At 65.0% G+C, this 25,194-nt stretch carries 18 protein-coding genes and 2 pseudogenes; 11 read left to right on the top strand and 9 right to left on the bottom strand.

All coding sequences use genetic code 11. The features are described 5' to 3' along the window. Genes IQ16_RS13625 through IQ16_RS13615 form a run of 3 tightly spaced genes read left to right on the top strand, consistent with a single transcriptional unit; the run spans position 1 to position 3,115 of the window. Positions 1-2,049, top strand: coding sequence for an FUSC family protein (locus tag IQ16_RS13625; RefSeq protein WP_018645611.1), 2,049 nt, complete (start codon positions 1-3; stop codon positions 2,047-2,049). Next, positions 2,046-2,252, top strand: a complete 207-nt coding sequence (locus IQ16_RS13620) for a DUF1656 domain-containing protein (protein ID WP_018645612.1) — start codon at positions 2,046-2,048, stop codon at positions 2,250-2,252. Before IQ16_RS13625 ends, IQ16_RS13620 begins: the two co-directional genes overlap by 4 nt. After that, positions 2,249-3,115: an efflux RND transporter periplasmic adaptor subunit gene (locus tag IQ16_RS13615; RefSeq protein ID WP_018645613.1), complete on the top strand. Its 867-nt coding sequence runs from the start codon at positions 2,249-2,251 to the stop codon at positions 3,113-3,115. Before IQ16_RS13620 ends, IQ16_RS13615 begins: the two co-directional genes overlap by 4 nt. 775 nt (positions 3,116-3,890) lie before the next feature. Here IQ16_RS13615 and IQ16_RS13610 read toward each other — a convergent pair. Genes IQ16_RS13610 through IQ16_RS13600 form a run of 3 tightly spaced genes read right to left on the bottom strand, consistent with a single transcriptional unit; the run spans position 3,891 to position 8,165 of the window. Then, a complete protein-coding gene (locus IQ16_RS13610; RefSeq protein ID WP_018645615.1) occupies positions 3,891-5,213 on the bottom strand; it encodes an epoxide hydrolase family protein in 1,323 nt (440 codons plus the stop codon). A gap of 59 nt (positions 5,214-5,272) precedes the next feature. Further along, positions 5,273-6,484 (bottom strand): acyl-CoA dehydrogenase family protein, encoded by a 1,212-nt coding sequence (locus IQ16_RS13605; protein ID WP_018645616.1) that lies wholly within the window; start codon positions 6,482-6,484, stop codon positions 5,273-5,275. 55 nt (positions 6,485-6,539) lie between these two features. After that, positions 6,540-8,165, bottom strand: a complete 1,626-nt coding sequence (locus tag IQ16_RS13600) for a long-chain fatty acid--CoA ligase (protein WP_026312410.1) — start codon at positions 8,163-8,165, stop codon at positions 6,540-6,542. A 178-nt stretch (positions 8,166-8,343) separates the two neighbouring features. Here IQ16_RS13600 and IQ16_RS13595 point away from each other — a divergent pair, with 178 nt between their 5' ends. From IQ16_RS13595 to IQ16_RS13565, 7 genes and pseudogenes are all read left to right on the top strand, one after another. Further along, positions 8,344-10,188 carry a flavin-containing monooxygenase gene (locus IQ16_RS13595; RefSeq protein WP_018645618.1) on the top strand — a complete coding sequence of 615 codons (1,845 nt, stop codon included), beginning with the start codon at positions 8,344-8,346 and terminating at the stop codon, positions 10,186-10,188. Continuing rightward, a pseudogene (locus IQ16_RS13590) lies at positions 10,185-10,997 on the top strand (shikimate dehydrogenase family protein). Before IQ16_RS13595 ends, IQ16_RS13590 begins: the two are co-directional and overlap by 4 nt. Before the next feature lie 118 nt (positions 10,998-11,115). Further along, the gene (locus IQ16_RS13585) at positions 11,116-11,931 is read left to right on the top strand and encodes a lytic murein transglycosylase (RefSeq protein ID WP_026312411.1); all 816 of its coding nucleotides are present in this window, start codon (positions 11,116-11,118) and stop codon (positions 11,929-11,931) included. Positions 11,932-12,082: 151 nt separating this feature from the next. Next, positions 12,083-12,304, top strand: coding sequence for a hypothetical protein (locus IQ16_RS13580; RefSeq protein WP_008137329.1), 222 nt, complete (start codon positions 12,083-12,085; stop codon positions 12,302-12,304). Between the two features lie 12 nt (positions 12,305-12,316). Beyond that, on the top strand, positions 12,317-12,739 hold the full coding sequence (locus tag IQ16_RS13575) for a hypothetical protein (RefSeq protein ID WP_018645621.1): 423 nt from the start codon (positions 12,317-12,319) through the stop codon (positions 12,737-12,739). Between the two features lie 389 nt (positions 12,740-13,128). Further along, the gene (locus IQ16_RS13570; protein WP_018645623.1) at positions 13,129-13,575 is read left to right on the top strand and encodes a MaoC family dehydratase; all 447 of its coding nucleotides are present in this window, start codon (positions 13,129-13,131) and stop codon (positions 13,573-13,575) included. Positions 13,576-13,671: 96 nt separating this feature from the next. Beyond that, positions 13,672-14,184 carry a hypothetical protein gene (locus IQ16_RS13565; protein ID WP_018645624.1) on the top strand — a complete coding sequence of 171 codons (513 nt, stop codon included), beginning with the start codon at positions 13,672-13,674 and terminating at the stop codon, positions 14,182-14,184. Positions 14,185-14,305: 121 nt separating this feature from the next. On the opposite strand, the gene IQ16_RS13555 is transcribed toward IQ16_RS13565, so the two are convergent. After that, a complete protein-coding gene (locus IQ16_RS13555; protein ID WP_018645625.1) occupies positions 14,306-17,506 on the bottom strand; it encodes an efflux RND transporter permease subunit in 3,201 nt (1,066 codons plus the stop codon). A 165-nt stretch (positions 17,507-17,671) separates the two neighbouring features. After that, a pseudogene (locus tag IQ16_RS13550) lies at positions 17,672-18,905 on the bottom strand (efflux RND transporter periplasmic adaptor subunit). A 199-nt stretch (positions 18,906-19,104) separates the two neighbouring features. Here IQ16_RS13550 and IQ16_RS13545 point away from each other — a divergent pair. Continuing rightward, positions 19,105-19,710, top strand: coding sequence for a TetR/AcrR family transcriptional regulator (locus IQ16_RS13545; protein ID WP_018645627.1), 606 nt, complete (start codon positions 19,105-19,107; stop codon positions 19,708-19,710). Between the two features lies 1 nt (position 19,711). On the opposite strand, the gene IQ16_RS13540 is transcribed toward IQ16_RS13545, so the two are convergent. The 4 genes from IQ16_RS13540 to IQ16_RS13525 all read right to left on the bottom strand — a co-directional run bounded on the left by IQ16_RS13540 (position 19,712) and on the right by IQ16_RS13525 (position 25,081). Further along, a complete protein-coding gene (locus tag IQ16_RS13540; protein ID WP_244635672.1) occupies positions 19,712-21,193 on the bottom strand; it encodes an amidase in 1,482 nt (493 codons plus the stop codon). Between the two features lie 269 nt (positions 21,194-21,462). Continuing rightward, positions 21,463-22,830: an MFS transporter gene (locus tag IQ16_RS13535; RefSeq protein ID WP_018645629.1), complete on the bottom strand. Its 1,368-nt coding sequence runs from the start codon at positions 22,828-22,830 to the stop codon at positions 21,463-21,465. A 74-nt stretch (positions 22,831-22,904) separates the two neighbouring features. Then, complete coding sequence (locus IQ16_RS13530; RefSeq protein WP_018645630.1) at positions 22,905-24,434, bottom strand: aldehyde dehydrogenase; 1,530 nt, start codon at positions 24,432-24,434, stop codon at positions 22,905-22,907. Next, positions 24,431-25,081, bottom strand: coding sequence for a GntR family transcriptional regulator (locus IQ16_RS13525; protein ID WP_026312412.1), 651 nt, complete (start codon positions 25,079-25,081; stop codon positions 24,431-24,433). Before IQ16_RS13525 ends, IQ16_RS13530 begins: the two co-directional genes overlap by 4 nt. Positions 25,082-25,194: the final 113 nt, after the last annotated feature.

Raw genomic sequence — 25,194 nt, 5'->3', positions numbered from 1 at the left:
ATGCGCGCAGACGAGCCTTTCCTGGTCCGCCACGCGGACCTCATTTTTGCTTTGAAGACGTTCGCCGCGTCGATGCTGGCGCTCGTCATCGCGCTCGCCATGGACTTGCCGCGGCCCTATTGGGCGATGGCGACCGTCTACATCACCTCGCAGCCGCTGGCGGGGGCCACCAGTTCGAAAGCTTTCTTCCGCGTGATGGGCACGCTGGTCGGCGCCGTCATGACCGTGGCGCTGGTGCCGAACCTGATCGACGCGCCGGAACTGCTCTGCCTCGCCATCGCGCTGTGGGTCGGGCTTTGCCTCTATCTGTCGCTGCTCGACGGCACGCCGCGCAGCTATGTCTTCATGCTGGCGGGGTACACGGTGGCGCTGATCGGCTTCCCGGCGGTCTCCGAGCCCGGTGCCATCTTCGATACCGCAGTTGCAAGGCTCGAGGAGATTTCGCTCGGCATCATCTGTGCGAGCCTGGTCTCGACCATCGTGTTTCCGCGCAGCGTCGCTCCCGCCGTGGCCCACCGCGTCGATAGTTGGCTGGCGGACGCGCGGCGTCTCAGCCAGGCGGTACTGTTGCGAGAGGGTACTGACGAATTTCGCCGTGGCAAGCGCCTCAAGCTTGCAACCGACATCGTCGAGATCGACACGCTCTCCACCCATCTTGCCTACGACCGGCTGACGGACCGCAACGCGGTGACGGGCCTTGGCGAAATCCGGCTCCGGATGCTGACGCTGCTGCCCGTGATCGCCTCGATCGAGGATCGACTGGCTGCACTGGGCGAGGAAGCCCTGCGGCGACAGCCCGAGCTGAAGCAGCTGCTGGAGGATTTGGCGCAATGGATCGTGAGCGACGTCGGCGCACGGCAACCGGCCGAGCGGATCCGCACCGCGATCGCCGAGCGGCAGGCGGTGCTCGATGACAGCGCTGACTGGGAGAGGATCATCACCACAAGTCTGCTGTTGCGGCTGCGCGAGCTCGTCGACCTCTCGCGCGACTGCCGCGAGCTGACCGAGGCGATCGCCGACAACCGCAACGTCTCGACGCTCGATCTTGCGTTCCGCTCCGAGGCCGGCGCCGCACCTGTGCGCCACAGGGATCGCGGTCTGGCGTTGTGGTCGGCGGCCGGTGCCGCCATCGCCATCCTGATCTGCTGCGCGTTCTGGATCGGCACCGGCTGGCCGGACGGCGCCTCGGCGCCGATGATGGCGGCGGTTGCCTGCTCGTTCTTCGCCGCACAGGACGAGCCGGCGCGCTTCATCCGCAGCTTCGGCCTGTGGTCGCTGGTCGCCATCGTGGTGGTCGCGGTCTATCTGTTTGCGCTGGTGCCCGCGATCTCCCATCTCGAGGTCCTGATCGTCGCGCTGGCGCCGACCTTCCTGCTCTATGGCTTCCTGATCAGCCGGCCGGCCACGGCGGGCACCGGCATGGCGCTCGCGGCGAACACCGCGACGCTGCTGGCGCTGCAATCGACCTACAGCGCGGATTTTGCGGCCTTTGCCAATTCGGCCGTCGCCTTCTTCGTCGGCGTCGTCATCGCCGAGCTGGTGACGCGGATCGCGCGCGGGGTGGGCGCCGAATGGATCGCCAATCGCCTGGTGCTGTCGAATTGGAAGACGCTCGCGGTTGCCGCCGAGCGCCGCGGCAAGCGCGACCGCGCGGAATTCGCCGGCCTGATGCTGCATCGGCTCGGGTTGCTGGTGCAGCGTATCGCGTTCCTCTCGGAGAGCGACCGCCGCGACGCCGACAGCCTGGTCCAGCTCCGCATCGGCATCAACATCATCGACCTGCGCCGCGCCCGCTACGGGCTTGCAGCGTCCACCATTGCCGTCATCGACGACATGCTCGATCAGCTCGCCAAGGCGTGCCGCAGCTATGCGGGGAATGGCATGCCGGCCCAGCTGCTGACGAGCGTCGACCGGGCGCTGGCCCAGGCGGTGAAGGATCCCAATGACAGCGCGCGCGAAGACGCCCTGATCGGTCTCGTCGGTATCCGCCGCGGCCTGTTTCCGGACGCGCCGGCCTACCGGCCGCGCGCAGAAAGTGTTGCCGCATGAGACATGTGATCGACATCTATGGCGTGCTGGTGCCGGCGCTGCTGCTGTGGATCATCGTCGCCTACGCCCTGAGCGCGCTGCTGCGCCGCCTGATGCAGCGCTTCGACCTCTACCGGCTGGTGTGGCACCGCGCGCTGTTCGATTTCGCCATCTTCGTCTGCCTGCTCGGCGGCGTCGTCTATCTCTCGGAGTACCTCACATGAAGGGCAATCTTGCCTTGTTCGGTCGCATTGCGCTGACCGTCCTTGCCGTCATAGCCGCGCTCGTCGTCGGCCGCGAGCTCTGGGTCTACTACATGGAATCGCCCTGGACCCGCGACGGCCGCGTGCGCGCCGATGTGGTCCAGGTCGCCCCCGATGTCTCCGGCTTCGTCACCGAGGTGCTGGTCAAGGACAACCAGAAGGTCCGTCGCGGCGACGTTCTGTTCCGGATCGACCGCGAGCGCTTTGCGCTGGCGCTGCGGCAGGCCGATGCGTCGGTGGCCGGTCATCAGGCCACGCTCGACCAGGCCAATGCCGATCTGAAGCGCTACAGCACGCTGACGACCGACGCGGTCTCGCAGCAGAAGCAGGAGCAGGTGCTCGCCACCCAGCTCCAGGCCAAGGCGGCCTTCGATGCGGCCGTCGCCGACCGCGCCGTGGCGCAGCTCAACCTCGATCGCAGCGAGGTTCGCGCCTCCGTGAACGGCGTGATCACCAACATGGATCTGCGCCCCGGCGCCTACGTCACGGCCGGGAAGGGCGTGATGGCGCTGGTCGACACCGATACGCTGCATGTCGAAGGCTATTTCGAGGAGACGAAGCTCGCGCGCATCCGCGTCGGTGACAAGGTGCAGGTCCGCCTGATGGGCGAGAAGACCACGCTCACTGGTCACGTCGAGAGCATCGCCGCCGGAATCGAGGACCGTGACCGCGCGGAAGGCGCGAGCATGCTCGCCAACGTCAACCCGACGTTTAGCTGGGTGCGCCTCGCGCAACGCGTGCCGGTGCGGATCGCGCTGGACAATGTTCCGGGCAACATGTCGCTGGTCGCCGGCCGCTCCGCGACGGTGGAGGTATTGGACTAACGCAGCGAGCAGATGATTGCGCTTGGCCTGGGGAAAACCGGCGACAAACGTTTCAATGCCAAATCCAAAGGCTAATCCTGACTCGCCTGTGTTGAGTCGGGGGACTGTATGGGCCTTTGGTTTTTAGTCCTAGCAGCCTGTGTCGTCGGCGCGTTGCTCCTGTTGGCGTTCTGCCGATAGCGCCGATAGCAGATGCAATTGTTGCTGCGAAGCATCAGCGAGCCGCGGAATAGCGGTTCCAGACGGATGGTTTTTGACTGTGCATGGATGAACGCGTTCACTTCCGGGATCGGAGGCGGACGTGAGCTGGTTGTTTGTATTTCTCATTGCCGCAAGCGCAGCCGTTCTGATCGCCCATGCGATCGACGCGATGCGTTCTTGATACGGCCTCTGACTCGGTGTCGTCGGTAGCTCGGTAAGCGCCGAAAATGTTCCGAGGCGGGCAAGCGTCAATTTGAGGAACCTGGCCCTGCAGGCCAAGGTTATCACATCAGGAGGAATACGATCATGCTTGCGTTCTATCTGCCGTTCATCATTTTCGGAGCGATGCTCGAAGCGATTTCGAATCAGAACGTATCTGCGCCCTTCCAGGAGCCGCCAAGCTTCGACTAGACGCGGATCCCCTAGAGCAGTCTCTAGGGCGTGGACTCATAACGCGCGGCCAGCCCTTCCTGTGCAAGACGCTGCCGAAGGTCGCTACGGAGATGACGCGGTGTGCGCTGACCTACACTCTGACGCGCGTGCTCAACATCGTCGGCGTCGAGCCTCTGGTCCGCTATTTGCGCAATGATCGGAAGGCCGCGCGTATCTCATCTGAAAACAGCTTCGGCTCCTCCCAGGCGGCGAAATGTCCGCCACGTTCGACCTCGCTGAAGTAGGCGAGGCCGGGGTACATAATCTCGACCCAACTTCGGGGCGCAGCAAAGATTTCGCCGGGGAACGTCGTAAATCCCACGGGAACCGCGACCGCCGGAGGAGACTTGCCGGCCGCACGGGCTGCGGCCTGTCCGGCCTCCCAGTACCACCGTGCGGCCGAGGCCCCAGTGCCCGTCAGCCAGTACAGCGTGATGTTGTCGAGGATGCTGTCCCGGGTGAGATTGCCCGCGGGCTTACCCTCCACGAACGCTCGGGAAATCTTGTAGTAGCTGTCCGTGTCATGGTCGAGCATCCAGCTCGCCAGCCCGAGGGGTGAATCCAGCAGGGAGTAGCCGATCGTCTGTGGCCGCGTCGACTGCTCCAGGAAGTAGCCAAAGCCACTCGCCCTAAACGTCGCGGCGGCCTTCTGCGCCGCGCGTTCCTTCTCGGATTCTGCGGGCAGCTTGTCGGACATTGCCGCCACACCCGCGAGCAAGTTGACGTGGATGCCGAGAAGTCCCTTGGGTGCCTGCCGCCCCATCGCATCCGTGACTGCGGCTCCTACGTCGCCACCCTGGGCGACGTAGCGCGTGTAGCCGAGGCGATCCATCAGCACCGCCCACGCACGCGCGATGCGGGCGGTGTCCCAGCCGAGTTCGGTCGGCTCACCCGAGAAGCCGTAGCCAGGCAAGGACGGCAGCACCAAGTGGAATGCATCGTCGGCAGTGCCACCATACTTGGTCGGGTCGGTCAGGGGACCGACGGTATCGAGGAGCTCGACGACCGAGCCAGGCCAGCCGTGGGTCATGATCAGCGGCAGCGCGTTCTCATGCCGGGACTTGACGTGGATGAAATGGATCTTCACCCCGTCGATCACGGTCGTGAACTGTGGCAGCGCGTTCAGCCGTGCCTCGCACTTGCGCCAGTCGTACTCGGTCGACCAGTAGCGGGCGAGCGCCCGCAGCGTCGCCAATTGCACACCCTGCGACCGATCCTCAACGAGCTCTTTGGTGGGCCAGCGCGTGGACGCGAGGCGCCGGCGGAGATTAGCGAGGTCTTCACCCCGGACATTGACGCGGAAGGAAAGAATTGCGTCGGCTTTGGTCGTACCACGCGGGGACCCGCCTTGCTTCGATTGCGCGCGTGCGGCGACGAAGTGTATTGGAAGCAAGCTGACGGCACCGGTTGCGGCTGACCCTGCGAGGAGGCTTCGCCGGGTGGGTGAGGAGGAGATTGCAGTCATGTTCGGCCTCCTTGTTTACAAGCCCGCTCCTATATTAGTACCGACGCGCCAGCGGCGGCTCAGGCATTCGAATACTTCTTCAGCTCGAATCGCGCGATCTGGTTGCGGTGCACCTCATCCGGCCCGTCGGCAAGCCGCAGCAGCCGCGCCGTCGCATAAGCCTGCGTCAAACCGAAATCGTTCGAGGTGCCGCCGCCGCCATGGGCCTGGATCGCCCAGTCGATGATCTGGCAGGCCATGTTGGGCACGGCGACCTTGATCATCGCGATCTCGGCTTTCGCAACCTTGTTGCCGACGGTGTCCATCGCGTAAGCCGCGTTCAGCGTCAGCAGGCGGGCCTGCTCGATCATGATGCGGGCTTCCGCGATGCGCTCCTGCGTCACCGTCTGCTCCGAGACCGGCTTGCCGAAGGCGATGCGGCTGCGGACGCGGCGGCACATCTTTTCCAGCGTGCGTTCGGCAAGGCCGATCAGGCGCATGCAGTGGTGGATGCGACCGGGTCCGAGCCGGCCCTGTGCAATCTCGAAACCGCGGCCTTCGCCGAGCAACATGTTCTCCTTGGGGACCCGCACATTGGTGAAGACGACCTCGGAGGCCCGATCAGGCACGCCGTAGAAGCCGAACACGGGCAGGGGGCGCTTGACCTCGATGCCTGATGTCTCCATCGGCACCAGGATCATGGATTGCTGCTTGTGGCGATCCGGATTGTCAGGATCGGTCTTGCCCATGAAGATGCAGATCTTGCAGCGCGGGTCGGTCGCGTTCGTCGTGTACCATTTGCGGCCGTTGATGACGTAATGGTCGCCGTCGCGCACGATCGAGCTTTCGATGTTGGTCGCATCCGACGACGCTACTGCCGGCTCGGTCATGGCGAAGCAGGAGCGGATCTCGCCCGCGAGCAGCGGCTTCAGCCAGCGCTCCTTGTCCTTCTCCGTGCCGTAGCGCTCCAGCACCTCCATGTTGCCGGTGTCGGGCGCCGAGCAGTTGAACACTTCGGGCGCAAGGTGCGAGCGGCCCATCACCTCGCAGAGCGGGGCATATTCGAGGTTGGTGAGACCCGCGCCGTGGCCGGACTCCGGCAGGAACAGGTTCCAGAGACCTTCAGCGCGCGCCAGCGGCTTCAGCTCCTCGACGACGGGATAGACCTTCCACGGACCGAGCTCTTCGGCTTCGCGATAGAACCGCTCCTCGTTCGGATAGATGTGCCGGTCCATGAAGCTCTCGAGCTTGCGCTTGAGCTCGACGACTTTGGGCGACATCGGGTAGAGCATCGTTCGTTTCCTTTATCTATGGACGGCACGGACGTCAGCGCCATCGCGCGTCGCGTCATGCGACGCGATACTCCTTGAATCGCTCGCGCAGCGCCGATTTCAGCACCTTGCCGGTGCCGGTCATCGGGAATTCGTCGAGGAATTCGACGGCATCCGGCATCCACCAGCTCGCGATCTTCGGGCGCATGTGCTCGAGCAGCGTCTTGCCGTCGACGGTCGCGCCCTTCTTGCGGACGACGAGGAGCAGGGGGCGCTCCTGCCATTTCTCGTGCGCGATGGCGACGACGGCGGCTTGCAGCACGTCGGGATGCGACAAGGCGATATCCTCGAGCTGGATCGAGGAGATCCACTCGCCGCCCGACTTGATCACGTCCTTGGAGCGGTCGGTCAGCGTGACGTGGCCCTGCGGGTCGATCACGGCCATGTCGCCGGTGATCAGCCAGCCGTCGCGGTCGAGGCCTTCCTCCAGCTTCATGTAGCCGGAGGCGACCCAGGGCCCGCGGGCCCGCAAATGGCCGACCGTCTTGCCGTCGCGCGGCAGCACGTTGCCTGCGTCATCGACGATGCGCAAGGCGGTGCCGAAGCAGGCGCGGCCTGATACCTGGCGGCGGTCGAACTTCTCCTTGTCGCCGAGATGCTCCGAGCCCGGCCGCAGGCCCGGCATCGAGCAGCCCAGCGCCTCGGTCATGCCCCAGGCCTGGATATAGTCGACATCGTACTCGCGCTTGAGCTTCTCGACCATGGCGCGCGGCGGCGCGGAGCCCGACGACAATGTCGCGCGTAACGTCGAGAATCTGTTGCCGGTGCGCCCGAGCCAGTCGAGCAGGATCAGCCAGAAGCTCGGCACGCCCGCCGACAGCATCACCTTCTCGCCTTCGAGCAATTCGTAGAGCTTGTCGGGTTCGTAGTTGCGGCCGGGCAGCACCAGCTTCGAGCCGGTGTAAGGCGCGGTGAACGGCATGTTCCAGCCATTGCCATGGAATAGCGGCGCCATCGGCATCATCACCTCGCGCACGCCTTCGACATGGCCCGGCAGGAAGTCGAAATTGCAGCAGGTCATGGTCTGCAGGATCGCGGCGCGGTGCGAATAGATCACGCCCTTGGGATTGCCCGTCGTACCCGAGGTGTAGCAGATCGTGGAGGCGGATTTCTCGTCGAACTCCGGCCAAGCGAAGCCGGCGTCGTTCTCCTGCTCCAGAAGCTCCTCGTAGCAATGCACGTTGGTAAGCTTCGTCTCCGGCATCCGCTCGCGCGAGGACATCACGACATAGGCTTCGACCGTCGTTAGCTGCGGCGCGATCGCTTCCACGACCGGCAGCGTGGCACGGTCGATGAACAGCAGGCGGTCCTCGGCGTGGTTGATGATGTAGACGAGCTGCTCGGGAAACAGCCGAGGATTGACGGTGTGCAGCACGTAGCCCATGCCCGGCGCCGCATAGAACATCTCGAAATGTCGATGCGTATTCCAGGCCAGCGTGCCAACGCGATCGCCTTGCGTCATGCCGAGCCGCTTTAAGGCCAGCGCCATGCGCTTGATGCGCGGATGGGCATCTGCGTAGGTATAGCGATGGATGTCGCCCTCGATCTCGCGCGCGACGATCTCCGCTTCGCCGTGATAGTCGGCGGCGTACTGGATCAGGCCGCTGATCAGAAGCGGCATGTCCATCATCAATCCCTGCATGGTCTCCTCCGGATTGCCACGTCGTTGCATGGCGTTGGTTTGTGATTTGCGCGGAGGGTAGCGGAACGTCACGCGGCGTTCACGTAAAAAACAGCGGACGTGATTGCATGCGTCACTTTTTCAGGGCTAATTTGAGGTTGAGCTGCCGGCGAAGCAGCGTCCGCCGTGGAGGAAATGAATGTCAGCGGAAAGACACAAGACCGGCACAGCCGGCGCATCTACGGTCGATATTTCCGCACTCCGCGCGCGCTATCGCGACGAGCGCAACCGCCGTCTGCGCGCCGAGGGCAAGGCGCAGTATGTCGAGGTCACCGGCGAATTCGGCCGTTATCTCGACGATCCCTGGGCCGATCCCGGCCTTGCGCGCGAGGCTGTCAGCGAGCAGACCGAAGTGCTGATCGTCGGCGGCGGCTTCGGTGGCCTGCTCTGTGGTGCGCGCTTGCGCCAAGCGGGCATCGGAGATTTTCGTATCGTGGAAAAGGCCGCCGATTTCGGCGGCACCTGGTACTGGAATCGCTATCCTGGAGCTGCCTGCGATACCGAGAGCTATATCTACCTGCCGCTGCTGGAAGAGACCGGCTACATGCCGGTGCGCAAATATGCGCGGGCGCCGGAGATCTACGAGCACTCGCGCCGCATCGGCCGTCACTTCTCGCTCTATGAGCGCGCGCTGTTTCAGACAATCATCTCGCGCATGGAATGGCAGGAGCAGGAGGCGCGCTGGCTGGTCGAGACCGATCGCGGCGACCGCATCAGCGCGCGCTTCGTCATCCTGGCCGGAGGGCCGCTGAGCCGCCCGAAGCTGCCGGGCATTCCCGGCATCGAGAGCTTCAAGGGCCACAGCTTCCACACCAGCCGTTGGGACTATGCCTACACCGGCGGCACCGCCGAGGGTGATCTCACGGGCCTTGCCGGCAAGCGCGTCGGCATCATCGGCACCGGCGCCACCGCCGTGCAATGCGTGCCGCATCTCGGCCGCTCCGCGAAGGAGCTCTATGTCTTCCAGCGCACGCCATCGGCGATCGGCGTGCGCGACGACCGGCCGACGGATCAGGCCTGGGCGGAGAGCCTCAAGCCCGGCTGGCAGCGCGAGCGCATGGACAATTTCACCGCCGTGATCTCGGGCGAGCCGTTCGAGCAGGATCTTGTGCAGGACGGCTGGACCGGTCTCCTCGGCGAGATCCTGCTGGCCCCGCGCCGGCAACCGCAGCCGGTGACCTCGATGGAGGAGGCGCTGAAGGTCATCGAGCAGGCCGACTACCGCAAGATGGAAGAGATCCGCGCTCGCGTCGATACCGTGGTGAAGGACGAAGCAGCCGCGGCCGCGCTGAAACCCTGGTACAAGGCGTTCTGCAAGCGCCCGTGCTTCCATGACGAATATCTCGACACTTTTAATCAACCCAACGTGCATCTCGTCGACACCAAAGGGCAGGGCGTCGAGCGCATCACGGAGAATGCCGTCGTCGTCGATGGCAAGGCCTACGAGCTCGACTGCCTGATCTATGCCAGCGGTTTCGAGGTCGGCACCGATTACGCGCGCCGCATGGGATTTGAGGTCTACGGCCGCGACGGCACCAGCCTGTCCGAGCGCTGGCGCGACGGCGTCAAGACGATGCACGGCTTCTACAGCCGCGGCTTTCCGAACTGCTTCCTGATCGTCACGGTGCAGGCCGGCCAGAGCGCCAACTTCCCGCACATCATCGACGAGCAGTCGCAGCACATCGCCTATGTCATCGATCAGGCGCGCAAGCGCGGCGCCAGGACGCTCGAGCCGACGCTCGCCGCCGAGAACGCCTGGGTCGAGGAGGTGGTCAAGGCCGCGATCGGCCGCCAGACCTATCTCGCCGAATGCACGCCCGGCTATTACAACAACGAGGGCGTGTTCGATCCCATTGCGGCCAGAAACAGCCAGTACTGGCGCGGGCCGGTGGCGTTCCTGCGGATGCTCGAAAAATGGCGCAAGGAGGGCAATCTGGACGGCCTGGAATTGACTTGCGGGACCGACGCGGAGGTCCGGGCTTGAGCAGCACGATCCCGGCACCTTCAGGCGCCACGCGGCTCCACGTCATCGTCGGCGATCCGATCGCGCAGGTGCGCTCGCCGGCGGGCGTGTCGGCCGCCTTTGCCGCGCGCGGGCACGACGGCGTTCTCGTGCCTATTCAGGTGGCGCCAGGGGATTAGGCCGATTTCCTCTCGGTGGCAACGCGGCTGAAGAACCTCGATGGCATCGTCGTGACCATCCCGCACAAATTCGCCTGTTACCAGGCCTGCGCGAGTGCGACGACGCGCGCGCATTTCCTGCGGACCGTGAACCTGATGCGCCGGCGTCCCGACGGCGCATGGCACGGCGACATGGTGGACGGCCTCGGCTTCGTCGGGGCGGCGCGGGCGAAGGGAATCAACCCTGCGGGCATGCGGGCGCTGCTTGTCGGCGCGGGCGGTGCGGGCTCGGCGATCGCGCTCGAGCTGGTCGAGGCCGGGGTGAGCGAACTGGCGATTCATGACAGCCTGGCAGAGCGCCGCGATGCCCTGATCGGCCGGCTCAACGGCCTCGGCAAGGCGCCCGTGCGGGCCGGCACCTTGGACCCCGCAGGCTTCGATTTTGTCGCCAATGCGACGCCCGCAGGGATGAAGGATGGCGACCCGTTGCCGGTCGACGTCGCGCGGCTTGCGCCATCCGCCTATTGCGGCTGCGTGATCACAAAGCCAGAGGTCTCGCCGTTCATCGCAGCCGCCCGCAGGATCGGTTGCGTGACCGGGACCGGCACGGACATGTACCAGCAGCATCAGAGCATCATGGTGGATTTCCTGCTGGGGGCGGAGGGAACGTAAGGCGCGTGTCAAGGGCTTTGCTTGGATTGATTGTATCTGGCGGGACTTGAGCGATTGCAACTGACGTAGGATCATGCGCTCGCGCGAGCCGGTCGCGCATCAGCAAGAGGAATGCGCAATGATCAAGGGCAGGACAGTCGCAACGGCGGTGATTGGCGCGGCCGCGCTGCTACTCTGCCTGCCTTCGGCCGAGGCCGCGCAATGCGGCAGCTCGCCGGCCGGCTTCGAGGCCTGGAAGCGCGAGTTCAGCGCGGAGGCGCAAGGAAAGGGTATTGGCCAGACCGCGATCTCGGCCTTGATGCAGACCAATTACGCCAGCGCCACCATTGCGGCCGACCGCGGCCAGCGCAGCTTCTCGCTGTCGCTCGACCAGTTCCTCGCCAAGCGGGGCGCCACCACCATCGTCGCCAAGGGGCGGCAGCTCAAGCAGTCGCAGGCCGCCTTGTTTGCCTCGATCCAGCAGCGCTATGGCGTCCCGCCCGGGCCGCTGATCGCGATCTGGGGCATGGAGACCGGCTTCGGCAGCCAGCGCGGCAACCAGAACATGCTCTCCTCGATCGCGACGCTCGCTTATGATTGCCGTCGTCCCGAATTCTTCACCGACCAGCTCTATGCCGCGCTGAAGCTGATCGACCGCGGCACCCTGTCGGGATCGACCCGTGGCTCCATGCATGGCGAGGTCGGTCAGACCCAGTTCATGCCAAAGAACATCCTGGCTTATGGTACCGGCAATCTCGAGGTCGCTGCCAACGCGCTGAACTCGACCGCGAATTTCCTCAAGGCCCACGGCTGGCGTGCGGGAGCCGGTTACCAGCCGGGCGAGGCGAATTTCGCGGCGATCGAGGCCTGGAATGCCGCCGGCGTCTATCAGAAGGCAATTGCGCTGATGGGCCGGCAGATCGACGAGGGGGGAGGGGCGGCCGCATCGCGCTGACGAGAGCCCGTTTCGAACGTCCACTTCGCTCGAAAATGCTCTTACTCAGCAAGGCGTGATGCACTGGTGCGAGAAAGTTGTTGCACTTGGGAACCGACGGCACGAGGTTTGCTTTGATCCGTTTCAGGGCTGGGCATGAGGAGACTCAACTATGGCAACCCAGATCGTGATGGACCAGACTGGCGACACCCGCCACGAGTTTGATCCTGGCAATGCCGAAGCGCTGGCGCGAGCCGAGCAGCGCTTTCGGGAGCTGACCGGAGCCGGCTTCACCGCCGCCTTCCGAACCGGACCCGGCGAAGTCACCCGTATCAAGTCGTTCGATCCGACCGCGCAGGAAACGCTGTTCTATCCCCGCTTGGTCGGCGGCTGATCTGAGCTGCTCATGTTCGCGGCACTCTGGTTCCGCGCGCCCGCGCGTGCCCGGTTGCACGCGCTGCGCGAACTCTACCGGCGCTTCTTCGGCGAGAACACGCCCGATGCGCGGGGCCGCCGGCTTCTGGCCGAGTGGCTGACGGCGGAGCAGCGCGCACAGTTCGAGCAGCACCGGTATTTCGACGTCATCGGCTGCGATACCGGCAAGCGGTATCGCATTCATTATGGCACGGCCGCCAACGTCCACGAGGTCGACGATGCCGGTCACGCGACGATGGGGTGGTGCTTCGTCCCGTCAGGCTTCCTCGTGCCCGGCGACGTGATGCTGGCGCAGAAGATCGCGCTCGAGACGGACGAAAAGGGGGCGCTCGCGCTCGCCAACAGGTTTCCGCCCGCGACGCATTCAGAACATTTTTACCGGCGGCCGTTTTAGGACGCCGGTGCGACGCACTCAGTAATGCGTGGTGCGATAGGCATCCAGCGCATGCGCCGCAAAGATGCCGATGCTGCAGAGCGCGAGGAGGGCGGAGATCAGCTCAATCATAGCTCGTCCTCCCGTGGCGACTGCGCGACGAGGTTCTTGCAGCAGGCATAATCGTAGATCAGGTCGAGGAGGAAATGCATGGTGGCCGTCCCTGTATTTATTTTGACAACGACTTAACCGGCGATCTGTTTCAGGCGTGTTTCGTCGCACCGGGAAAGAGGTTTCGCGGGGGAACCCTGGGCTGGCTTGTTCGCGGCGGACCCGTTACATCGCAATTTCGCTAAATCCCTTGAACCGCGCACTCCCGGCAGCGGCGTACGATATTGCGAGGCAAAATCATGGCGCAGGTCGAATGGTTCGACGATCTCACCATTGGAATGCGGTTCAAGTCGCCCGAGGTGGTGGTCACCGAAGCCGACATCAAGCGCTTCGCCGCCGAGTACGATCCGCAGCCGATGCATCTCGACCATGAGGCGGCCAAGGAAACCTTGTTCAAGGGGCTTGCCGCCTCGGGATGGCACACCGCCGCGATGGCGATGAACCTCGCGGTCCAGACCCGCCCCTTCGGCCCGCATCCGCTGATTGGCGCCGGTGTTGATGGGCTGCGCTGGACCATGCCGGTGCGGCCCAACGACCGCCTGCATCTGGTCGGGGAGGTCATGAGCCTGACGCCTTCGAAGTCGAAGCCGCAGGGCATCGCGCTGGTGAAATGGACGATGTTCAACCAGAACGGCGAGGAGGTTTACACCTTCACCCCGATCGCGATCGTACCGCGAAGAGGGTAGGGCCGGCCGCTGGCCGTTGTCTCGCCCACGGCCCGAAAGCCTTGCGAGCGGCCGGCAGAGGTGGTCATCTCTGCGTGGGACGCGCTGGAGGCTGACATGCAACGATCTCTTCTCGGCGCCGGAATTCTCGTGGGCGCCTTGAGCGCAGCCGCCTTGAGCTCGAGGCCCGCGCTTGCGCAACAAGCCAAGGTCGGCGACTGGACCATCGAGAAGCGGACGCAGGACACGCATTGCAATGCGAGCCGCGGCTACAAGGACAAGGAGGACGAGAACCGCGACTACGTCATTGTCATCACCTATTCCGACAAGGCCATCGTCATCGTGATGATCTATGACGGCTGGGAGTGGGACAAGGTCGGCGAGATCCTCCGCGCCGATGTCGGCACTGATGACGCCGACATCATGAAGAAGGCGAAGTGGGAAGTCATGGACAAGACCACCGTGCGCGGCATCTTCGAGTACGACCAGTCGATCATGGACCGGCTCTCCAAGGCCAAGCGCCTCACGCTCGATTTCGAGGATGACGACGACGACAGCATCGAGATGCAGATCCCGCGCGCCGGCGAGGCGCTCGCCGCGCTGAAGTTCTGCGAGGAGAACCGGAAGTAACTTGCCGCGCCGGCCGCGAAGCCGGTTCGGTATTCGGCGTGCTCGCCTTTCACCGCGTCAACGAGACGGTCTTTCGCAAGACCGTGCTCGTTCTGTTGCTGATCTCGGGGATTTCCCTGATCTAGTGACTGGCTTCGTGGCTCACGCCCTGAACCGGCGCCGCGCTGGTGTCGCTGCCGTGATGCACCAGCGGCTTGTTGCCGGTGATCGTCCGCAGCAGCACATAGAACACCGGCGTCAGGAACAGGCCGAACACGGTGACGCCGATCATGCCGGAGAACACGGCAACGCCCATCGCCCGCCGCATCTCCGAGCCGGCGCCGGTCGAGAGCACCAGCGGCAGCACACCCATGATGAACGCCATCGACGTCATCAGGATCGGACGCAGCCGTAAGCGGCTCGCCTCGATCGCGGCGCGGATCGGCGTGCGGCCGGCGAATTCGAGCTCGCGCGCGAATTCGACGATCAGGATCGCGTTCTTGGCGGAGAGGCCGACGAGCACGATCAGACCGATCTGGGTGAAGACGTTGTTGTCGCCCTTGGAGAACCAGACGCCGAACATCGCAGCGAGCAAGCCCATCGGCACGATCATGATGATCGAGAGCGGCAGGGTCAGGCTCTCATAGAGCGCGGCCAGCACCAGGAACACCAAGAGGATCGCCAGCGGGAACACCCAGATGCCCGAATTGCCGGCGATGAACTCCTGATAGGTCAGGTCGGTCCATTCGAAGGCAAAGCCGGGCGGCAACGTCTCCGCCGCGATCCGCGTCGCCGCCTCCTGCGCCTGGCCCGATGAGAATCCGGGCGCAGCCGCCGCGTTGATGTCGGAGGACAGGAAGCCGTTGTAGCGGATCGCGCGCTCCGGCCCCGCGCTCTGGCGGATCTTCAAGAGCGCCGACAGCGGCACCATGTCGCCGGAGGACGAGCGCACCTTCAACTGCCTGATGTCGTCGGCGCGCGCGCGGAACGGCGCGTCGGCCTGGACCCGGACTGAATAGGTGCGGCCAAACTTGTTGAAGTCGTTGACGTAGTAGGACCCGAGGTAGATCTGCAACGTGTTGAACACTTCCGTCACCGGCACGCCCAGCTGCAGCGCCTTGGTGCGGTCGATGTCGGCGAACAGCTGGGGCACGTTGACCTGGAAGCTCGAGAACACGCCGGCGATCTCCGGCGCCTTCTGCATCGCCGCCATGAACGCCTTGGTCGCCTCGTTCAGCGCGTCATAGCCGAGACCGGCGCGATCCTCGATCTGCAGCTTGAAGCCGCCGATGGTGCCGAGGCCGTTGACCGGCGGCGGCGGGAACATGGCGATGAAGGCTTCCTGGATGCCGGCGTATTTCTTGTTCAGCTCGGCCGCGATCGCGGGACCGCTGAGCGCGGGATCCTTGCGCTCGTCGAACGGCTTCAGCGTCGAGAACACGATGCCGGCGTTGGAGGAGTTGGTGAAGCCGGAGATCGACAGGCCGGGGAAGGCGACCGAGCTTTCGACGCCGGGCTGGGTCAGCGCGATATCGCTCATCTTGCGGATCACCTCTTCGGTGCGATCGAGTGTGGCACCATCGGGCAGGCGGGCGAAGCCGACGAGGTACTGCTTGTCCTGGCCCGGCACGAAGCCGCTCGGCACCTGCTGGAACAGGAAGGCGGTGAGACCGACCAGCACCACATAGAGGCCCATCACGGCGGCCTTGCCCGAGATCACCTTGGTGACGGTGCCGCTGTAGCTCTCGGAGGAGTAGGTGAACGCCCGATTGAAGCGGCGGAAGAACCAGCCAAGGCTCTTCTCCATGATGATCGTGAGCTTGTCCTTCGGCTCGTTGTGCCCCTTCAGCAGCAGCGCCGACAGCGCCGGCGACAGCGTCAGCGAATTCACCGCCGAGATCACGGTCGAGATCGCGATCGTCAGCGCGAACTGCTTGTAAAATTGCCCGGTGAGGCCGGAGATGAAGGCGAGGGGAACGAACACGGCGATCAGCACCATCGCGATTGCGATGATCGGCCCCGACACCTCGCGCATGGCCTGATAGGTGGCATCGCGCGGTGACAGCCCGGCCTCGATGTTGCGCTCGACGTTCTCGACCACGACGATGGCGTCGTCGACGACGATGCCGATGGCGAGCACGAGGCCGAAGAGGCTGAGCGCGTTGATGGAGAAGCCGAACACGTGCATCACAGCAAAGGTGCCGACGATCGAGACCGGCACGGCCAGCAGCGGAATGATCGAGGCGCGCCAGGTCTGCAGGAACAGGATCACCACCAGCACCACCAGCGCGATCGCTTCCAGCAGCGTGTGGATCACGGCCTCGATCGAGGAGCGCACGAACTGGGTGGGGTCGTAGACGATCTGGTAGGACACGCCCTCCGGCATGTTCTTCTTGATCTCGTTCATGGTGGCGCGAACGTTGTCGGAAATCTGCAGCGCGTTGGAGCCGGGCGCCTGGAAGATCGGGATCGCCACCGCCTGCTTGTTGTCGAGCAGTGAGCGCAGACCGTATTCGGACGCGCCAAGCTCGATGCGCGCAACGTCGCGCAGGCGAACGACCTCGCCGCGGGTGCCGGTCTTGACCACGATGTCGCCGAACTGTTCTTCGTTGGCGAGACGGCCTTCCGCATTGACGGAGAGCTGCAGGTCGATGCCCCTGACGTTCGGGGATGAGCCGACGACGCCGGCAGCGGCCTCGACGTTCTGCGCCTGGATCGCCTTGACGATGTCGCTGGCGGTCAGGCCGTGCTCGGCCGCCTTCTGCGGATCGACCCAGACCCGCATCGAATAGTCGCCGGCGCCATAGAGCTGGACGTCGCCGACACCGTCGATCCGCGCCAGGCGATCCTTGACGTTGAGCACCGCGTAATTGCGCAAATACGTCATGTCGTAGCGGCCGTTCGGCGACAGCAGATGCACGACCATGGTGAGGTCGGGCGAGGACTTCTTCGTGATGATGCCGAGCTGGCGCACCACGGCCGGCAGGCGCGGCTCGGCCTGCTGCACGCGGTTCTGCACCAGCTGCGTCGCCTTGTCGGGGTCGGTGCCGAGGCGGAACGTCACCGTCAGCGTCATCGCGCCGTCGGTGGTCGCCTGGCTCGACATGTACAGCATGCCTTCGACGCCGTTGATCTGTTCCTCGATCGGCGTTGCCACGGTCTCCGCGATCACCTTGGGATTGGCGCCGGGATAGGTCGCGCGCACCAGCACCGAGGGGGGCACGACGTCGGGATATTCCGAGATCGGCATCGCGAACAGCGAGATCAGGCCGGCGAGGAAGATCAGGACCGACAGCACGCCGGCGAAAATCGGACGATCGATGAAGAACTTTGAGAGATTCATGGGCTTGCCCCTGGGCAATATCTTGCGTGTCTCCGGACAGCTCCACCGTCATTCCGGGGCGTGGGCGAAGCCCGCGAACCCGGAATCTGGAGATGAAGTGGTCGGAGTTTCCAAACTGCTGGATTCCGGGTTCGCGCTACGCGCGCCCCGGAATGACAGAGAACACTAACGTTGCACCACGTCCTGGTTGCTGTGGTTCGAAGCCTGTTGCCCGCGCGCGCCCATCGCCGCGACCTCGGTCTTGAGGAGGGCGCCGGGGCGCACGCGTTGCAAGCCGTTGACCACGATACGGTCGCCGGGCTTCAGCCCCTCGGTGACAATGCGAAGTCCGTCGACCGCGCCGCCGAGCGTGATCGGCCGGTACACCGCGCGGCTGTCGTCGCCGACCGCCATCACGAACTTCTTGTCCTGGTCGGTGCCGATCGCGCGCTCGTCGATCATCACCAGCGCCTGCTGCTTCGGCTGGCCCATGCGCACGCGGGCGAACTGGCCGGGGATGAGACGCCCGTCCTCGTTCTTGAAGACCGCGCGGACGCGGATGGTGCCGCTCTGGCCGTTGACCTGGTTGTCGATGAGCTGGATGTGGCCCTTCGCCGAGAGACCGCCCGACGTCGCCATCTCCACCGGGATCTGGTCGAGCTTGCCGCGTTGGCCGGTGCTATCCGCAATCGAGTTCAGCGCGCGCAGCACGACCTCTTCATCGGCATCGAAGGACGCGTAGATCGGATTGACCGAGACCAGCGAGGTCAGCACGGGGGAGGCGGTGCCGGCGGCGACGAGATTGCCGACGGTGACCTCGATCTTGCCGACGCGGCCGTCCACCGGCGCGCGCACTTCGGTGTAGTCGAGATTGAGCTTTGCGGTCTGCAGCGTCGCTTCGGCCGCCTTGACGTTGGCGATCGCTTCGCGATTGGCGTTGTCGCGCTGGTCATAGTCACGCCGCGTGACGACCGCGTTGCCGACGAGCTGCGCACCGCGCTCGAGCTCGCTCTGGGTGAACACGACGCGCGCTTTCGCAGCTTCGAGCTGGGCCGCGGCCTTGTCGACCTCGGCCGCATACGGCGCCGGGTCGATCTTGAACAGCACATCGCCGGCCTTCACCAGCACGCCTTCGGTGAAGTTGGTGGACAGGATCGCACCGGCCACACGCGGGCGGAGCTCGACGCGTTGGATCGCCTCGAGCCGGCCGGAGAAATCATCCCACAGCACGGTCTGCTTGGGTTCGATCAGTGCGACCGTCACGGGGACGGCCTGTTCAGCCGCGGCCGCCGTTGCGGTCGCCTGTGCGGCAGCGGCCGGTCGCGATCGAGCCGGCTGCGGCGAGGGCGCCCACGATGGCGACGCCGCCGAGAAGGCGGCGGATACGGCCGGCGCGGGAGGTATTTTGGGACGGGGGCATTTGCGCGCTCCAGATATGTAGTGTTCACTACAGATGTGGAGCTGGATATCGCAGCGCAAGATACTTATGTACCGTTCGCTAAGAAAATTGTAGCCGCTTACCGCAAGAATGTGAAGGCGAAAGAGAAAATAAAGCGAGAACAAGTAGATAGAATCGGGCGTTGATTGGGGCGAAGCGCCGATTCTGAGGAGACAGTGACATGGGCATGGGACGCCCCCGCGAATTCGACGCCGAATTGGCGTTGGACCAGGCGATGGAAGTGTTTTGGCGCCATGGCTATGAGGGCGCCACGATTGCCCAGCTCACCGAGGCCATGGGCATCAACCCGCCCAGTCTCTACGCCTGCTTCGGCAACAAGGAAGGCCTGCTGAAGGCCGCGCTCGACCGTTACACCAAGCTGCGCGGCGCCTGGATGGACGAGGTGGTGGCGGCGCCGACCGCCCGCGAGGTCGCCGAGCGGATGCTGATGGGCATCGCCGACAAGCAGACCGATCCCGCCAACCCGCCCGGCTGCCTGCTGGTGCAAGGCGGTATCGCCTGCGGCTCCGGCTCCGAGAATGTCCCCTTCGAGCTCGCCGCCCGCCGCGCTCAGAACGAAGACCAGCTCCGCGACCGCTTTATCCGCGCCAAGGCGGAGGGCGATCTCAAGGAAAGCGCCGATCCCGCCGCGCTCGCGCGCTATGTCTCGGCGGTCTCCGTCGGCATGGGCGTGATGGCGTCCTCAGGCGCGGATCGCGAAGCGCTGCGGCAAGTGGCTGATGTCGCCGTGCAGGCGGTCGAGGCGCAGTCGGCCGACAGAACCTGACTCATCTCGGCAGCGCCGGGGGCGCGACGAAGCCGCCGAACTCGCGCTCGATCAGCCCGGCCAGCGCAATCGTCGTGCGGTCCTCCAGATAAGGCCCGATGATCTGGACGCCGATCGGCAGGCCCGTCGCTGTGCGCTCGATCGGTACGGCGGTCGCAGGCAATCCGCAGGTCGAGGCGGGATCGGCCCAGATGAAGCACGCATCGGAGTAGTTGTAGAGCTTGCCATCGATGTCGAGCTGCCGCGCGTCGAACGGCTCGGACTGGTCGTGTGGAAAGGCCGGCACGGCGGCGGCGGGGTAGATCACCGCGTCGAAGTCGCGGAAGAGCTGATACCATTTCTGCTGCAACTGCAGGCGGGCCGCATCAAGCATCAGCCAATCGCGATGGATCATGCCCCAGCCGCGGGCGCGCTCGGCCTGCAGACTGCGGTCGTCGGGCGAGAGTGCCGCGGCAGCTGCTTGCGCGTCTGCGAGAGCGGCCGGTGTCAGGCGCGGACTTCGCGCGCCGTTGAGCAGCTTCATGTAGAGCCGCGCGGATTCGGCGAGATCTGGAAGCGATGCGCTGGCGCGCGCGACATGTGCGCCCGATTTGCCAAGCCGGTCGGCCAACCGTCCGATGGCTGATCGCACAGCGTCACCCGTCGGCATCAACGGATGGGTATCGATCACCAGGATCCTGAAATCCTTGAGATGCTCATGCCGCGGGGCCGGCAGTGCAAGGCGATAGCCGATGCCGTCGCGCGTCTCGTCGGGGCCGGCGATCACGTCGAGCGACAAGGCGAGGTCCGAGGCGGTGCGCGCCATCGGCCCGACGACGGCGAGATCACCCTGGCCAGGCACGGGCGGTGCCGGTGGCAGGCTGTATCCGCGCAGCGGGACCAGGCCGAGGCTCGGCTTGTGTCCGAACACGCCGCAGAAATGCGAGGGCACCCGGATCGAGCCGCCGATATCCGAGCCGATCGAGAGCGGGCCGAAGCCCGCGGCCAGCGCCGCTCCGCATCCGCCCGAGGAGCCGCCGGGCGAGCGGCCGAGATCCCACGGGTTGTTCGTCGTCCCGTGGATCTCGTTGTAGCTCTGGAAGTCCCTGAGGCCGATTGGGATGTTGGTCTTGCCGATGATGACGGCGCCCGCCGCCTTCAGCCGCGAGACGACGAGGGCATCTTCCGCCGGCTTAAAATCCCTGAAATGCGGAAAGCCCCATGTTGTCGGCAAGCCCGCGACGTTGAACGGTTCCTTGAGGGTCACGGGGATGCCGAGCAACGGCAGCCGCTCGCCGCGGCCAAGCGCGGCATCGGCAGCGCGCGCGGCCTCCCTGGCGCGATCGAAATCACGAACGATGATCGCGTTGATCGGCCCGTCCAGAGCCTCGATGCGGGCGACGGTGTGCGCGAGTAGTTCCGAGGCAGATATCTTGCGCGTGTGCAGGGCGCCGAGGAGTGCACCGATCGAGCCGTAGTTCAGGTCAGTGGCGTCTGCAGTCATCACGCGCTCCATTGTATCCCGGCCGAGACCTTGTAGCCCGGATGGAGCGCAGCGCAATCCGGGACATGTCCCGACAGGGATGCAGGACCCCGGATGACGCTATCGCTTCATCCGGGCTACGGGACTGTGGCGCATCCTTCGAGACGCCCGCCTTCGGCGGGCCCTCAGGATGAGGTCAAGTTGCGCGGCAAAATATCTGACCCTCATGGTGAGGAGCCCGCCGTAGGCGGGCGTCTCGAACCATGCAGGCCGCGCTCGCCCGGCAGCTTTCAGGACGCTTCCTTCAGAACCGGCGAAGCCGTTTCCTCCGCCTTCAGCTCCTCGAGACTGCGATGCCGCGGCTCGATGCCGAGCGCCCAGACCGTGATGATCTGCACGACCAAGAGTCCGATCATCAGCGCCATCACGCCGGCGACACCGCGCGACTCGAACAATGACACGACGAGGAACGGCGTGACGATCGTGGCGCCGCGCCCCAGCGTATTGACGATGCCCGAAGCGCGCAGGCGGACCTCGGTCGGAAACAATTCCGGGATGTAGATGCCGAACAGCAGCGCGACCAGCACGTAGATCGGCACGGTCAACGCGAAACCAACGGCCGGCAGCAGGATCGGGTCCGAGATCATGGGGTAGAGAATGCCGAGCACGACCGCGATCAGCGAGGCCCCGATGATGGTCGGCTTGCGGCCCCAGCGGTCCGCGGTCAATGCGCCGATGGCCGAACCGATCGGCGCACCGAGCGCCATCAGCAGCGAATAGCCAAACGACGTCGCGATCGAGAGGCCCTGCTTGACGAAGAACACCGGCAGCCATGTCACGAAGCCATAGAGCAGGGTGTTGATCGTGATCAGGCAGACCGCGCCGACGATCATTCGCGACAGCAAAGGTGCGGTGAACAGCGTGCCGAGATCGGGAGCGACCGGTGCCGGCATCGTGGCTGCGGGAGGTGGCAGGGGCTGGCCCTGCGCGGCCTCCTTCTCGATGGCCTGCATCAAGGCTTCCGCCTCGGCGGTGCGTCCCACCGCTTCGAGCCAGCGCGGGGATTCCGGCAGCGACTTGCGCATGTACCACACCACGAGCGCGCCGACGCCGCCGAGCACGAACATCGAGCGCCAGCCGAATTGCGGCACCATCACGGATGCGATCAGCAGCGCCGCGGGCAGGCCGGTCACGACGCACACGGCGGTGAAGCCGAGCCATTTGCCGCGGGTGCGCGCGGGCACGAACTCGGTCATCGTCGAATAGCCGACGACGTTCTCCGCACCTAAGCCGACGCCCATCACGAAGCGGCAGGCGATCAGGAAGGCCATATCAGGCGAGAAGGCGGCGGCAAGGGAGGCGATGCCGAAAAGCAGCAAATTGAATTGATACGTGAAGCGGCGTCCGTAGCGGTCGCCGAGGAAGCCGGTGCCGAACGATCCCAGCATCATGCCGACGAAGGTCGCGGAGATGAAGGCCGCGTTCTGGGCGAGGGTCGAAAAGCCGGTCTTCAGCGTCACGCTGAGCACGGTCCCGGCGATATAGATGTCGAAACCGTCGAAGAACATGCCGATGCCGATCAGCAGCATGATGCGGCGGTGGAATGGCCCGATCGGAAGCCGATCAAGACGGCCGCCTGCGTTCACCGATGTCGACATAGACGCTCTCCCTTGACTGTTATCCCCGTTGATGCGGCCCGCCTTCTCTGGGCGACCTGCCGCTTGCAGCTCTGCTAGTTCAGTCGCTTCTGATTGGCCGTGTCGCGGTACCAGTCGAACGGCTGCTCGTGCGTCGCGACCATCACGCTCTTGGTGTTGAAATGGTCGTTGAAGCTCTCGGTGCCGCATTCGCGGCCGATGCCGGAATCGTCGACGCCGCCCCAGGGCGATGCCGGGTCGAGCCGGTGATGATCGTTGATCCAGACGATGCCGGCCTTGACGGAGGCGGCGACACGGTGGGCGCGCGCGACGTCGCGGGTGCGGATCGCGGCTGCGAGGCCGAACGGCGAGTCGTTGGCAAGCCGGAGCGCATCGGCCTCGTCCTTGAACGGCGTCACCGAGGTGAAGGGACCGAACACCTCCTCCTGGAAGATCCGCATGTCGGATCTGACGTCGGCGAACACCGTCGGCTCGACGAAATAGCCGTTGTCGTGGCCCGCCACCTTCGCGGCAACACCGCCGGTGACGAGACGCGCGCCGTCGGCGTGACCGTAGCCTGCGTAGGTGAGAACGCGGTCGCGCTGCTTGGCCGAGATCACCGGACCCATTTGGGTGCCGGGATCGAAGGGATCGCCGACGCGGATCGTGCGGGTTTTGGCCTGCAGCTTCTCGACGAACTCATCGTAGATCGAGGCCTGGACGATATGGCGCGAGGCGCAGACGCAGGTCTGGCCGGCGCCGATGAAAGCCCCGAACGCGGCGTAATTGACCGCGCGGTCGACGTCGAAATCGTCGAACACCATCACCGGCGTCTTGCCGCCGAGCTCCATGGTCTGGTGCGCGAACACTCTTGCGGCTGCGCTGCCGGCGATGCGGCCGGCCTCGGTGCCGCCGGTCAGGACCAGCTTGTCGATGTCGCCGTGCTCGGCCAGCATCTTGCCCGCGCTCTGGCCGAGGCCGAGGACGACATTGAAGACGCCGGGCGGAAGGCCTGCTTCGGTGAAGATCTGCGCGAGCTTGAGCGTCGTCAGCGGCGTGTATTCGGACGGCTTGACCACAGTGACGCAGCCGGTCGCCAGCACCACGGCGAGCGATTTGCACAGGATCATCAGCGGGTGATTGAATGGCGTGCAATTGGCGACGATGCCGATCGGGGTGCGCAGCGTGTAGTTCAGATACGCGCCTTCGACGGGGATGACGGAATCGCGGCGCGACAGCGCGACGCCAGCGAAGTAGCGGAAGAAATCGGGCAGGCGGGAGAGCTGGGCGCGGGTCTCGTTGACCGGACGGCCGTTGTTGAGGGTCTCCAGCCGGTACAGGCTGTCGAGATTGGCCTCGAATGCGTCGGCGAGCCTGTTGACCAGGCGGGCGCGGGCGCGCGTGTCCATGCCGCCCCAGGCCTTGCCTTCGAACGCGGCGCGCGCGCTTTTCATGGCACGGTCGATGTCTTCGGCGGTGGAGTTGGGAATGCGGGCGATCACGTCGCCGGTGGCGGGATTGCGCACGTCCAGCATCGCGCCATTGCCGGCTTCGACTTCACGTCCGTCGACGAAATTCCCATGGATTTCGACGTCGATCGACGCGGGTTTTGACGGGATGTTCATGACGACCTCTCTTCCACGATGACGGCGTTGCGCTTGAGCGCCGGCAGGACGCGTTTTTCAGTGGCCCCGATATGGGCCTTGATGATGCGCGCGGCGGTCCGCGTCTCGCGCTGCTGCATGGCGTCGATCAAAGCCACGTGCTCGGCGACGAGCTTTGCCGGATCGTGGCCCTTCAGATTGGAGATGCTGACGCGGACCAGCCGGTCGGCCTGGCCGATCAGGTCGCACAGCGCCGTCGCCATGCGGCGATTGCCGGAGGCATGGGCGAGCGCGGTGTGGAAGCCGCGATTGTAGGCGATGAAGTCCTCGTGGTTGCCGGAGAAGCGGCGGAATTCGTCGAGCGACTTCAAGACGCTGTCGGGCGCGCTCTCGATGGCTTCGGCGACGCAGGCCGGCTCCAGCGCAAGACGGAAGCGGAGGAGGTCGCGGGCGTCCGAGAGCGAGATCGGCGTGACCCGATAGCCCTGGCGCGGCTGCACCGTGACGAGGTGCTCGCGCTGCAGCCGCAGGAGCGCATCCCGGACCGGTTGCCGGCTCACGTCATAGCGCTCGGCGAGGTCCTGCTCGCGCATTTCACCGCCAGGCGCAAGACGACAAGCTAAAATATCAGACCTGAGGCGGTCGTAGATATCTTCGCGCAAAAGCATCATATTCCTTATCTCCTTGGCGTTAATATCTCATTCGTGATATTTTACGTCAAGAGCTAAAAGCTTGAATTCCCTGACAGTTGATTTATCAGTCAGGGCCTTCGGGGCACGCG

The organism is Bradyrhizobium huanghuaihaiense (assembly GCF_007830635.1).
In the GTDB taxonomy this organism is placed as follows: Bacteria; Pseudomonadota; Alphaproteobacteria; order Rhizobiales; family Xanthobacteraceae; genus Bradyrhizobium; species Bradyrhizobium huanghuaihaiense.
The sequence above is the reverse complement of the archived record's forward strand: the minus strand, read 5'-3'. Positions and strand labels throughout refer to the sequence as shown.

What these genes read in the sequence shown, in the direction of transcription:
- IQ16_RS13625 (WP_018645611.1), top strand. Translation starts at nt 1, where the DNA reads ATGCGCGCAGACGAGCCTTTCCTGGTCCGCCACGCGGACCTCATTTTT.
- IQ16_RS13620 (WP_018645612.1), top strand. Translation starts at nt 2,046, where the DNA reads ATGAGACATGTGATCGACATCTATGGCGTGCTGGTGCCGGCGCTGCTG.
- IQ16_RS13615 (WP_018645613.1), top strand. Translation starts at nt 2,249, where the DNA reads ATGAAGGGCAATCTTGCCTTGTTCGGTCGCATTGCGCTGACCGTCCTT.
- IQ16_RS13610 (WP_018645615.1), bottom strand. Translation starts at nt 5,213, where the DNA reads ATGACTGCAATCTCCTCCTCACCCACCCGGCGAAGCCTCCTCGCAGGG.
- IQ16_RS13605 (WP_018645616.1), bottom strand. Translation starts at nt 6,484, where the DNA reads ATGCTCTACCCGATGTCGCCCAAAGTCGTCGAGCTCAAGCGCAAGCTC.
- IQ16_RS13600 (WP_026312410.1), bottom strand. Translation starts at nt 8,165, where the DNA reads ATGCAGGGATTGATGATGGACATGCCGCTTCTGATCAGCGGCCTGATC.
- IQ16_RS13595 (WP_018645618.1), top strand. Translation starts at nt 8,344, where the DNA reads ATGTCAGCGGAAAGACACAAGACCGGCACAGCCGGCGCATCTACGGTC.
- IQ16_RS13585 (WP_026312411.1), top strand. Translation starts at nt 11,116, where the DNA reads ATGATCAAGGGCAGGACAGTCGCAACGGCGGTGATTGGCGCGGCCGCG.
- IQ16_RS13580 (WP_008137329.1), top strand. Translation starts at nt 12,083, where the DNA reads ATGGCAACCCAGATCGTGATGGACCAGACTGGCGACACCCGCCACGAG.
- IQ16_RS13575 (WP_018645621.1), top strand. Translation starts at nt 12,317, where the DNA reads ATGTTCGCGGCACTCTGGTTCCGCGCGCCCGCGCGTGCCCGGTTGCAC.
- IQ16_RS13570 (WP_018645623.1), top strand. Translation starts at nt 13,129, where the DNA reads ATGGCGCAGGTCGAATGGTTCGACGATCTCACCATTGGAATGCGGTTC.
- IQ16_RS13565 (WP_018645624.1), top strand. Translation starts at nt 13,672, where the DNA reads ATGCAACGATCTCTTCTCGGCGCCGGAATTCTCGTGGGCGCCTTGAGC.
- IQ16_RS13555 (WP_018645625.1), bottom strand. Translation starts at nt 17,506, where the DNA reads ATGAATCTCTCAAAGTTCTTCATCGATCGTCCGATTTTCGCCGGCGTG.
- IQ16_RS13545 (WP_018645627.1), top strand. Translation starts at nt 19,105, where the DNA reads ATGGGCATGGGACGCCCCCGCGAATTCGACGCCGAATTGGCGTTGGAC.
- IQ16_RS13540 (WP_244635672.1), bottom strand. Translation starts at nt 21,193, where the DNA reads ATGACTGCAGACGCCACTGACCTGAACTACGGCTCGATCGGTGCACTC.
- IQ16_RS13535 (WP_018645629.1), bottom strand. Translation starts at nt 22,830, where the DNA reads ATGTCGACATCGGTGAACGCAGGCGGCCGTCTTGATCGGCTTCCGATC.
- IQ16_RS13530 (WP_018645630.1), bottom strand. Translation starts at nt 24,434, where the DNA reads ATGAACATCCCGTCAAAACCCGCGTCGATCGACGTCGAAATCCATGGG.
- IQ16_RS13525 (WP_026312412.1), bottom strand. Translation starts at nt 25,081, where the DNA reads ATGCTTTTGCGCGAAGATATCTACGACCGCCTCAGGTCTGATATTTTA.